This is a genomic window from Streptomyces sp. NPDC059037, from assembly GCF_042740015.1.
In the GTDB taxonomy this organism is placed as follows: Bacteria; Actinomycetota; Actinomycetes; order Streptomycetales; family Streptomycetaceae; genus Streptomyces.
The window spans coordinates 1-10866 of the sequence record NZ_JBHYIG010000317.1; the positions used below are offsets into that span (position 1 = coordinate 1).

General features: G+C 72.1%; 6 protein-coding genes and 1 pseudogene. 2 read left to right on the top strand and 5 right to left on the bottom strand.

The window, feature by feature from the left end:
• On the bottom strand, positions 1 to 3090 hold a 3090-nt coding region (locus ACFWY6_RS39415), incomplete at its 3' end, for a tetratricopeptide repeat protein (RefSeq protein ID WP_384700899.1).
• Between the two features lie 157 nt (positions 3091 to 3247).
• On the opposite strand from ACFWY6_RS39415, the gene ACFWY6_RS39420 reads away from it, so the two are divergent.
• Entirely contained in the window at positions 3248 to 5272 is a 2025-nt protein-coding gene (locus ACFWY6_RS39420; RefSeq protein ID WP_384700902.1) for a thioredoxin domain-containing protein, read from the top strand.
• Between the two features lie 100 nt (positions 5273 to 5372).
• On the opposite strand, the gene ACFWY6_RS39425 is transcribed toward ACFWY6_RS39420, so the two are convergent.
• The 4 genes and pseudogenes from ACFWY6_RS39425 to ACFWY6_RS39440 form a co-directional block, all read right to left on the bottom strand.
• A complete protein-coding gene (locus tag ACFWY6_RS39425) occupies positions 5373 to 6119 on the bottom strand; it encodes a Mut7-C RNAse domain-containing protein (RefSeq protein WP_384700905.1) in 747 nt (248 codons plus the stop codon).
• Positions 6120 to 6141: 22 nt separating this feature from the next.
• On the bottom strand, positions 6142 to 6825 hold the full coding sequence (locus tag ACFWY6_RS39430; protein WP_384700908.1) for a TetR/AcrR family transcriptional regulator: 684 nt from the start codon (positions 6823 to 6825) through the stop codon (positions 6142 to 6144).
• Positions 6822 to 7844: pseudogene (locus tag ACFWY6_RS39435) on the bottom strand (hypothetical protein). The gene ACFWY6_RS39430 and the pseudogene ACFWY6_RS39435 overlap by 4 nt, the downstream one beginning before the upstream one ends.
• A 98-nt stretch (positions 7845 to 7942) precedes the next feature.
• The gene (locus ACFWY6_RS39440; protein ID WP_384700910.1) at positions 7943 to 8659 is read right to left on the bottom strand and encodes a hemolysin III family protein; all 717 of its coding nucleotides are present in this window, start codon (positions 8657 to 8659) and stop codon (positions 7943 to 7945) included.
• 308 nt (positions 8660 to 8967) lie between these two features.
• Between ACFWY6_RS39440 and ACFWY6_RS39445 the strand changes: the two genes are divergently transcribed.
• The gene (locus ACFWY6_RS39445) at positions 8968 to 10800 is read left to right on the top strand and encodes a phosphoenolpyruvate carboxykinase (GTP) (protein ID WP_384700913.1); all 1833 of its coding nucleotides are present in this window, start codon (positions 8968 to 8970) and stop codon (positions 10798 to 10800) included.
• The last annotated feature ends 66 nt before the right edge of the window (positions 10801 to 10866 follow it).

Below are 10866 nucleotides of genomic sequence, written 5' to 3' on the forward strand. Positions count from 1 at the left end.
TGTTTGTCGCGGGCGCGACAGCTGGCTGAGTTCCTCCTGGGCGACCGCCGTGCCGATCTCCCAGCCGCCGGGTGACGCGTACGGCAGCAGGGTGCAGCGCAGGAAGCGGGCCCAGTCCTCGCCCCTGCGGTCGCCGTACGAGGTGAACAGGGCCGCCGCCTCGTCGCACAGCGCGAGCGCCTGCTGCCCCCGCGCGTTGCCCGCGTCGACGACCGCGAGCTCCAGGCACGTCCAGGCCTCGCCGTGCGCGACGCCGATCCGCTGGAAGTCGGCGCGGGCGTCCACCAGGAGCTGGCGGGCGAAACCGGAGTTGCGCAGCGAGCCCGTCTGGGCGGCCCGCTGGTCGCGGGTCACGCGCGCCGAGTGGTGCCGCGCGCACGCCAGGCCGTACACGTCCCGCATCCGGGAGAACATCGTCCGGGAGCGCTCCAGCTCCCGCACCGCCTGGTCCAGGCTGCCCGCCTCCTCCAGAGCCTGCCCCAGGTAGTACGCGCTCCACGCCTCGCCGCGCGCGTCCTCGTTGTCGCGGTGCCGGGAGACCGCCTGCCGCAGGCCGTCGACCGCGGCCGACGCGTCGCCGTCGACCAGACGGGCCCGCGCGAGCTGCGTCAGCGCCCAGGCCTCGCCGCGGCCGTCGCGCGTGCGCCCGTACAGATCGAGGGCGCCCCGCAGCTGCTCCTCGGCGCGCGGCACGTCGCCCATGCGCAGGCACAGCTGGCCCAGCTGGAAGTGCGCCCACGCCTCGCCGTGCAGGGAGTCGTTCGCGCGGTGCAGGGCGAGCGAGGACTCCAGGAGGCCGAGGGCCTGGTTGAGATTGGCGCGGTCACGCTCGACCGCCGCGAGCGCGTGCATCGTCCAGGCCCGGTCGCCCGCGAGTTCGTCCGCGCCCTGCAGCTCAAGCGCCTCGCGCAGCCGCGCCGCCGCGTCCGCCAGCTGGCCCTGGTGGTGCAGCGTGATGCCGAGGGAGCAGAGGGCGAGGGCGGCGCCCGCGTCCTGGTGGGCCTCCATGTACAGGTCCACGACCGACGTCAGGGTCGTGCGCGCCTGGTCGAGCTCGCCCAGCTGCCGGGACGCGATGCCCGTGCGCCAGCGCACGCTCCGTACGAGAAGACCCTGGTCGACGGCCTGGGTGAGCTCGCTGATCTCGCCCAGGCGGTAGAGGTCGCCGCGCAGCAGGCAGTAGTCGCACAGCGCGCCCAGGAGGTTGAGCACCGCCTCCTGGTTCACGCCCTCCGCGTGCCGCAGGGCGGCGGTGATGAAGCTCGACTCGTCGTCCAGCCAGCGCAGGGCGGCGTCGAGGGAGGCGAAGCCGTGCCCGTCGAACTGGCCGGCCCGCGTCGACATCTTGCCGTCGACCAGGCGGATCACCGAACCGGCGAGTTCGCTGTAGCTGACGATGAGACGTTCCTGCGCGGCCGTGCGCTCGCCGGGCTCCTCTTCGTCGATCAGCCGGGCGAGCGCGAAGGCGCGGACGAGATCGTGCAGGCGGTAGCGGCTGCCGCGGACGTGGTCGACGAGTCCGGCGCGGGAGAGCGCGGTCAGCTGACGGGCCGCCTCCTGCTCGCCCGCCCGTGGCCCGCCACCACCCCTGTTCGAAGGCCCGTCGGGCCCCTTTTGATCCCAGCCGAGCAGGGCGGCCGCGGCGGCCGCCCCCAGGGAGGCCCGACCGGCCAGCGCGAGCCTGCGCAGGAGGCGGCGGGCGGACTCGGACTGGTCGGTGTAGCGCAGCCACAGGACGCGCTCGACAGGCTCCACGGGGCCGTACGCGGCGAGGTCGGCGGCGAGCTGACGCGGCGTACGCGATCCGATCGAGGACCCGGCGACGCGCAGGGCGAGCGGCAGGCCGCCGCACAAGTCCCTTATGGCGTCCCCGGATTCAGCGTCGTACGGATCTGAAGAGTCCTCGGCGGCCTCGCGAAGCAGCTCGTCCGCGCCCGCCGGGTCGAGCGGCTCCACCGGCAGCTGATGCACCCAGGCGGGCAGATCGGCGGGGAGTTCGAGAGGCTTGCGGGCGGTGACGAGGACCAGGCTGTCGGACCGCTCGGGCACCAGCGTGCACACCTGCTCGACGTCGCTCGCGTCATCCAGTACGACGGTGACGGCGAGCCCGGTCAAGTACTGGTGGTAGAGCTCGCTCAGCCGCCTGACCTGCTGCTCCTGCGACGAACGCTCCCTGAACAGCAACTGCTCGCGCGGGGCGCCCAATCGATTCAGCAGGTGCAGCAGCGCGTCACGCGTGGACAGCGGCTGTGAGCTTTCGCCCCGCAGGTCCACGACACAGGCGCCGCGGAACTGGTCCCGCAGATCGTGCGCGGCACGCACCGCGAGCGAGGAGCGCCCGGAGCCGGGCGCACCGTGCAGCACGACCACGGTCGGCCGCGTCTGGGTGCTCGCCCGCGCCGCGTGCACCCACTGCGCGACCCGCGCGAGCTCGGCCCGCCGACCCGCCAACGGCCCTTCCAGCTCGGGCAGTTGACCGAACGACTGCTCAAGAGCGGTACGCTGCCGGGCCGCCGCGCTCTTGTCGGTGCCCCGCAGCCGGGGCGCCGCCTTCTGCTTGCCGGACGAGGCCTGGAGCACCCGCTGCTGGTCGAGGAAGGGCCGGATGCCCCGCACCTCCAGGGCCGTCAGCCACTGCAGCCGCAGCTGCTCGGCCCCGCCCGGCTGGCTGATCGCCCCGGCGCGGCGGCTGGCCGCGGGCACATGGGCGGCGGTCACCTTCACGACGGTCGTCGCGGCGCCGACCACGGCGACGGCGGCGCCCGCGCCCAGCGCGGTGGAGGCTCCGGTGCCGAGCGCGAGGTCGGCCACACAGGCCCCCACGGCGGCAACCACCGCCACCAGCAAGGGAGTTCCGGCCCCCTCCTTGGCGTACCGCTGCCCGAAGGAGAGCTGTCCGGCCGCCGCCTCGTCGACGGCCTGTGTGTACGTCTCGTACTCCTCGGCCGCGGTCTGCTCCATGGCGTCGAGCGCGCCGCGCGCCCGCGAAAGCAGCACGGCCCCGTCGGTACGGCCGCCGGAGCGCCGCACCTCTTCCTCCACCGCCCGTACCAACAGCCGCTCGGCTTCGGCCCGATGGCTGTCCCGCATATGGGTCCCCCTCCGAGAGCAACAGTCGCCTGGAGTCACAAGTGTCCTGCGTACGGGGGCCCGGCGCGAGGGAGTCGGCGGATCACGTAGGGGATCACAGGAGGGATCACGTGGGCCAGTCCCCGGATCGGGGGCCCGCGTGAGCGAGGATGGAGCCATGCCGAACCGACTGGCCCATGAGACGTCCCCCTACCTCCTCCAGCACGCCGACAACCCGGTCGACTGGTGGCCGTGGTCGGACGCGGCCTTCGAGCAGGCGCGCGAGCGCGGCGTTCCGGTGCTGCTCAGCGTCGGCTACAGCAGCTGCCACTGGTGCCACGTCATGGCCCACGAGTCCTTCGAGGACGCCGGCACGGCCGCGTTCCTGAACGAGCACTTCGTGAACATCAAGGTCGACCGCGAGGAGCGGCCCGACATCGACGCCGTCTACATGGAGGCGGTCCAGGCCGCGACGGGCCAGGGCGGCTGGCCCATGACGGTCTTCCTGACGCCGGATGCCGAGCCGTTCTACTTCGGTACGTACTTCCCGCCCGAGCCGCGGCACGGCATGCCGTCCTTCCAGCAGGTCGCCGACGGCGTCCGGCGGGCGTGGGCGGACCGGCGCGACGAGGTCGCCGAGGTCGCGGGGAAGATCGTGCGGGACCTCTCGGAGCGTCAGCTGGCGTTCGGCGCCGACGAGCTGCCCGGCGAGGAGGAGCTCAACCAGGCGCTGCTCGGTCTGACGCGGGACTACGACGCGACGCGGGGCGGCTTCGGCGGCGCGCCGAAGTTCCCGCCGTCCATGGTCGTCGAGTTCCTGCTGCGGCACTACGCCCGCACGGGCGGGGAGGGCGCCCTGCAGATGGCCGCCGACACCTGCGAGCGGATGGCGCGCGGCGGCATCTACGACCAGCTGGGCGGCGGTTTCGCCCGCTACTCGGTGGACCGCGACTGGGTGGTCCCCCACTTCGAGAAGATGCTGTACGACAACGCCTTGCTGTGCCGTGTGTACGCCCACCTGTGGCGGACCACGGGGTCCGGTCTCGCCCGGCGGGTCGCCCTGGAGACGGCCGACTTCATGGTGCGCGAACTGCGCACGAACGAGGGCGGGTTCGCGTCGGCGCTGGACGCGGACAGCGAGGACCCGGTGACGGGCAAGCATGTCGAGGGCGCGTACTACGTATGGACGCCGGAGCAGCTGCGCGAGGTGCTCGGCGATGCGGACGCGGAGCTCGCCGCGGTGCATTTCGGGGTGACGGAGGAAGGGACCTTCGAGGAGGGGGCGTCCGTCCTTCAACTCCCGCAGGACGACGGGGTACTTGCCGAATCGGAGCGGCTCGCGTCGATCCGGGAGCGGCTGCTCGCGGCGCGCGGCGAGCGGCCCGCGCCGGGCCGTGACGACAAGGTGGTCGCCGCCTGGAACGGGCTCGCGATCGCCGCGCTCGCCGAGGTGGGCGCGTACTTCGAGCGGCCGGACCTGGTGGCGGCGGCGGTGGCGGCCGGGGATCTGCTGGTACGGGTGCACATGGACGACCGGGCGCGGCTTTCCCGTACCTCCAAGGACGGGCGCGTGGGCGCCAACGCGGGGGTCCTGGAGGACTACGCGGACGTCGCCGAGGGGTTCTTGGCGCTGGCCTCGGTGACGGGGGAGGGGGTGTGGCTGGAGTTCGCGGGCTTCCTGCTCGACCACGTGCTCGGCCAGTTCTTCGACCCGGATTCGGGGACGCTGTACGACACGGCGGTGGACGCGGAGCGGCTGATCCGGCGGCCGCAGGACCCCACGGACAACGCGGTGCCGTCCGGGTGGACGGCGGCTGCCGGTGCGCTCCTTTCGTACGCGGCGCAGACCAGGGCGGAGCCGCATCGGGCGGCGGCGGAGCGGGCGCTGGGGGTGGTGAAGGGGCTCGGGCCGCGGGCCCCGCGGTTCATCGGGCATGGCCTCGCGGTGGCCGAGGCAGTGCTTGACGGGCCGCGGGAGGTGGCGGTGGTGGGCCCGGTGGGGGGCGAGCTGCACCGCACCGCGCTGCTGGGGGCCGCGCCGGGGGCGGTGGTGGCGGCGGGCCCCGCCGAGGGCTCGGAGCTTCCGCTGCTTGCGGGGCGTGGCCTGGTGGGTGGGCTTCCGGCGGCGTACGTCTGCCGACGGTTCGTCTGCGACGCGCCGACCACTGACGTGGAGCAACTGGCGGCGAAGCTGTCGGGCTGAAATGCCTGCGGCCGGGCGTGAAGACCGCAGGCAGGGTGAGCGGGCGACTGCCGGGTGATCGGGTGGGTGGGCGGGAAAAAATTCGCCGCGAAGCGGCGGTCTAGTTCGCGTCCGCCTGACCGCCGGGGGCGAACTCCGCCAGCGCCCCCGCCACGATCCGCTCCAGGCGGTCGTGGTGGGCGCCCCGCCAGTACACCCGGTCGCACTCCACGCACTGGGCGAAGACGTCGTACGTCCCCCGAGTGCCGCCCTCCAGGAGATCCGCGACCTCCTCCTTCGAGGCCGCCCGCAGCGAGCCATTGCACGCCGTGCACCGCGTCCACGGGTGCAGCGCGGGGGCGAACCGGCCCAGGACGTCCCGGAGTTGTTCGTCCGGACCGTCGCTGTAGACGTACGCCCCCGCCCACAGCTCGCGGCGGCGCAGCAGGCCCCGGTCGCGGCTCAGCAGGACGCGGCGCTCGGCGGCGGACCGCGCGGCAAGCGCCGGATCGCCGATGTCCGTGCTCTCGTACGCCGCGTCGACGCCGAGCAGCCGCAACCGCCGCGCCAGCGTGCCGAGATGGACGTCGAGGAGGAAGCGCAGCGGGGCCCCGGGGACGGGTTGGGGGCGCGGGACGGCGCGGACCGAGACCGTCTCGCCCGCAGCGGGGATGTGCGAGGCGGGTACCTCCGCACCGTCCACCATCAGCGCGCCCACCTCCGTCAGCGGGACGCCGAGCGATTCGACGACGTGCCCGAGCGTGGACGCGCCGTCGGTAACGGCCTTGCTGGGGCCGTTCCTTCGCTCGTGCGGGACGAACATCCCCAGTTCAGGGGCGAAGTCGATAAGGATCTCCGGACCGTTCATGGGGTCAGGATGGCACGGCGGGTCAGTCCGCCTCGGGGGATTTTCCGCGGCCCGAGGCGGCGCCCGACGCGGCGCCCGACGCGGCGAAGCCGTACGACAGCATGTCCAGCGTGCGGTCCACCAGTTGACCCAGGTCGTCGCGGTGGCCGTGCTCGGCCCAGTACGCCGTCGCCTCCGTCAGCGCCCCGATCAGGCCCATGGAGAAGACCCGCACCTCAAGATCGTCCGCGTCGCGCCCGGTCCGCTCCGCGATCACCCGGCACAGCATGCGGCCGGTGACCGACATGCTCTCCAGCATCCGGGAACGTACCGCGGGGACTTCGATCATCAGGCGGGTGCGAAGCCGCGACACCTCCGGCTCCTCCGCGAAGCCGAGACCGACCGCCTCGCGCAGCACATGCCGCAGCGACTCCGCGATCGGCTCGTCGGCGGGGCGGGCCCGCAGTTCGTCCTCCAGGAGCGGGTCGTACTCGTCGGTGAGGACGATGTCCTCCTTGGTGGGGAAGTAGCGGAAGACCGTGGAGGGGGAGACCTCCGCCGCGTCCGCGATCTGCTCGACCGTCGTCGCCTCGTACCCCTGCTCGCGGATCAGCCGGTACGTCGCCTCACGGATCGCGATGCGGGTCTTGAGCTTCTTCCGCTCCCTGAGCCCCAGCTGGGCGGCGTGTCGGGAGGCGGTGGTGCGTACGGCCGTCATGACGTTCATTGTCCGGCATCCGCGGCCCGCGGGGCCATGTCGGCGGCCGCTGCGGGCTCCGGGGTCCGCAGCAGCGCGGCCACCAGGAGCGCCGTCACCAGGGCGGCGACGCCGCTGACCCACAGGACGACCCCCATTCCGGTCACGTACGCGGAGTCGGCGGATTCGACGAGCCCCGGAAGGCCGAGACGGTCGGCGATCGCGTGGGCGGCCACCACCGAATCGCCCGCGGTGTCCGCCGCCCCCCGCCGGCAGCGACCCGGTGTCGAGCCTGTCGACGTACACACCGGACAGCAGCGAACCGAGCAGCGCGATGCCGATCGCGCCGCCGACCTGCCGCACGGTCATCAGGAGCCCGGTGCCCGAGCCCGCGCGCTCGACCGGCAGCGCACCGAGCGCCGAGTCCATGGCCGGTACGACGGCGAAGCCGAAGCCAGCCCCGGCGATGGACAGCCACAGCGCGGTGAAGCCGTAGCCGGAGTCGACCGTCGTACGGCTGCCGAGCATCGCGGCGAACGCGAGGACGACGAGCCCGCCGCTGATCACCGCCCGCGCCCCGAAGCGGCGCACGACGGGCTCGGCGCCCCGCGCGGCGACCAGCGGGTCGCCCCAGCCGCGGACCGGCGCCTCGATGATCCCGTAGATCAGCGCGCCGAGGCCGACCGCGGTGAGCGCGGTCGACACGACGTCCACCCTTGGGGGAGGCCGGGTCGGTGGTCTCGGGGAGCAGGAAGGCGCAGGCGGTGATCCCGATGGCCACCATCGGGATGTTGATCAGGAAGATCGAGCCCCACCAGAAGTGGTCGAGCAGCCAGCCGCCGACGATGGGGCGGCCGAAGCGGTCGCCGAGCAACCCGGCCGGAAGCATCAGGGCCGCGAAGACGACGACGTACGCATCCGCCATCCTCCCCCACTGCCTCAAGCGTGGGAGGTACCCCCTGCTGCTCACCGGTGCTCGCGCCGAGCTGACCGGCCATCGTGGGCAGCGCGACATTGAGGATCGTCATGTCGAAGCCGAGCACCAGCATGCTCGCGACCAGGGCGGCAAGCTCCCCCAAGCTCTTAAGGAGCAGGGGGGACCCCCTTCCAGCGGCGGGGGTCCTGCCGGTCCGCGGCAGGCTTAGGGCTATCCGTGCTGGTACGCCACCAGCGAGATGCCCACGTAGTGCACCGCGAACGCGGCCAGCGTCAGCGAGTGGAAGACCTCGTGGAAGCCGAAGAAGCGGGGCGAGGGGTTGGGGCGCTTGATGCCGTAGATGACGCCGCCCGCGCTGTAGAGCAGCCCGCCGACGATCACCAGGACGAGCACGGCGATGCCGCCCGTGCGCATGAAGTCCGGCAGGAAGAAGACCGCGGCCCAGCCCATCGCGATGTAGCACGGCGTGTAGAGCCAGCGCGGGGCACCGACCCAGAACACCCGGAAGGCGATGCCCGCGACGGCCGCGCCCCAGATGCCCCAGAGCAGCCACTGCCCCTTCGCCTCGGGGAGCAGCAGCATCGTCAGCGGTGTGTACGTGCCCGCGATGATCAGGAAGATGTTGGAGTGGTCGAGCCTGCGCAGGATGCCGTCGGCCCGCGGGCCCCAGTTGCCCCGGTGGTAGAGCGCGCTCACTCCGAAGAGCAGGCAGGCGGTCAGGGCGAAGATGCCGCAGGCGATCCGGCCGCGGGTGGAGTCCGCGAGGGCGGTGAGCACCAGGCCGGCGACGACCACTGCGGGGAACATGCCGGCGTGCAGCCAGCCGCGCATCTTGGGCTTCGCCGGGAGTGACGGGGCGGCGAGCGCGGACGAATCGGGGCTTGTGGCCGGGGAGTTCGTGATCGCGTCGGGGACGGGTGCGGTCATGACGGGCATCGTACCTACGCAACCGTAAGTTACACATCAACCGGGGCGGCCCGATGTCCACAAGTGGCGATGGTCACCGCGATACCCGAGCGTACAAGTGACGGATCCGCGCACGGAAGCCCTGCCCTGTGAGTGGCGATGCTCACGCCGCTCACGTGTGAGGCACTCTGGACATATGCGCGGAAGCGTCGGATGATCAAATGAGTGCGGTCGGCACCGGATGAGCGCCAGAGGGATCAACACGTGAAGCGTCCGGGTCGCAGCCCCCACGGGGCAACAAACCTAAAACCCCTCATATAGGAGCAATCGTGGCGCGCGACATCGCGGCTCCCCTTTCCGTGGACACCGTTCCCACCAACCACCAGGAGCTCGTCTCCTGGGTGAACGAGATCGCCGAGCTGACGCAGCCGGACCGTGTGGTCTGGTGCGACGGCTCCGAGGCCGAGTACGAGCGCCTGTGCGAGGAGCTCGTCGCCAAGGGCACGTTCAAGAAGCTCGACCCGATCAAGCGCCCGAACTCGTACTACGCGGCCTCCGACCCGACCGACGTCGCGCGCGTCGAGGACCGCACCTTCATCTGCTCCGAGAAGGAAGAGGACGCGGGCCCGACCAACCACTGGAAGGCCCCCGCCGAGATGCGGGAGATCTTCGCGGGGGAGAAGGGCGTCTTCCGCGGCTCCATGCGCGGCCGCACCATGTACGTCGTGCCCTTCTGCATGGGCCCGGTCGGCTCGCCGCTGTCCGCGATCGGCGTCGAGATCACCGACTCCGCGTACGTCGCCGTCTCCATGCGCACCATGACCCGCATGGGCCAGCCGGTCCTGGACGAGCTCGGTTCCGACGGCTTCTTCGTGAAGGCCGTCCACACGCTGGGCGCGCCCCTCGAAGAGGGCGAGGCCGACGTGCCGTGGCCCTGCAACTCCACCAAGTACATCTCGCACTTCCCCGAGGACCGCGAGATCTGGTCGTACGGCTCGGGCTACGGCGGCAACGCCCTGCTCGGCAAGAAGTGCTACGCCCTGCGCATCGCCTCCGTCATGGCCCGCGACGAGGGCTGGCTCGCCGAGCACATGCTGATCCTCAAGCTCACGCCCCCGCAGGGCGAGAGCAAGTACGTCGCGGCCGCCTTCCCCTCCGCCTGCGGCAAGACGAACCTCGCCATGCTGGAGCCGACCGTCCGCGGCTGGACCGTCGAGACCATCGGTGACGACATCGCCTGGATGCGCTTCGGCGAGGACGGCCGTCTGTACGCGATCAACCCCGAGGCCGGCTTCTTCGGCGTCGCGCCCGGCACCGGCGAGCACACCAACGCCAACGCCATGAAGACGCTGTGGGGCAACTCGGTCTTCACGAACGTCGCGCTGACCGATGACGGCGACGTCTGGTGGGAGGGGATGACCGAGGAGACCCCGGCTCACCTCACCGACTGGAAGGGCAACGACTGGACCCCCGAGTCGGGCGTCCCGGCCGCGCACCCGAACGCGCGCTTCACCACCCCCGCCTCGCAGTGCCCGATCATCGCGCCCGAGTGGGAGGACCCCAAGGGCGTGCCGATCTCGGCGATTCTGTTCGGTGGCCGCCGCGCGAGCGCCGTTCCCCTCGTCACCGAGTCCTTCAACTGGCAGCACGGTGTCTTCCTCGGCGCGAACGTGGCGTCCGAGAAGACCGCCGCCGCCGAGGGCAAGGTCGGCGAGCTGCGCCGCGACCCGTTCGCCATGCTGCCGTTCTGCGGCTACAACATGGGCGACTACATGAACCACTGGGTCAAGGTCGGCGCCGACAAGGACCAGGCGAAGCTGCCCAAGATCTACTACGTGAACTGGTTCCGCAAGAACGCCGACGGCAAGTTCGTGTGGCCCGGCTTCGGTGAGAACTCCCGCGTCCTGAAGTGGATCGTGGACCGCCTCGACGGCAGGGCCGAGGGCGTCGAGACCCCCATCGGCATCCTGCCGACGGTCGACTCGCTGGACACCGATGGCCTCGAACTGGCCGCCTCCGACCTGGAGTTCCTGCTCACGGTCGACAAGGAGGTCTGGCGCGAGGAGGCCGCCCTGGTCCCCGAGCACCTCAACACCTTCGGCGACCACACGCCCAAGGAGCTGTGGGACGAGTACCGCGAGCTGGTGCGCCGCCTCGGCTGATACCCGCCCCATTTCCGGAAGGGCCCCGCACACAGCCGGGCGGGGCGCGGCCCCGGGCGCAACCCC

Coding starts and splice junctions, on each gene's coding strand:
- ACFWY6_RS39420 (WP_384700902.1), top strand. CDS start 3,248: ATGCCGAACCGACTGGCCCATGAGACGTCCCCCTACCTCCTCCAGCAC.
- ACFWY6_RS39440 (WP_384700910.1), bottom strand. CDS start 8,659: ATGACCGCACCCGTCCCCGACGCGATCACGAACTCCCCGGCCACAAGC.
- ACFWY6_RS39430 (WP_384700908.1), bottom strand. CDS start 6,825: ATGAACGTCATGACGGCCGTACGCACCACCGCCTCCCGACACGCCGCC.
- ACFWY6_RS39425 (WP_384700905.1), bottom strand. CDS start 6,119: ATGAACGGTCCGGAGATCCTTATCGACTTCGCCCCTGAACTGGGGATG.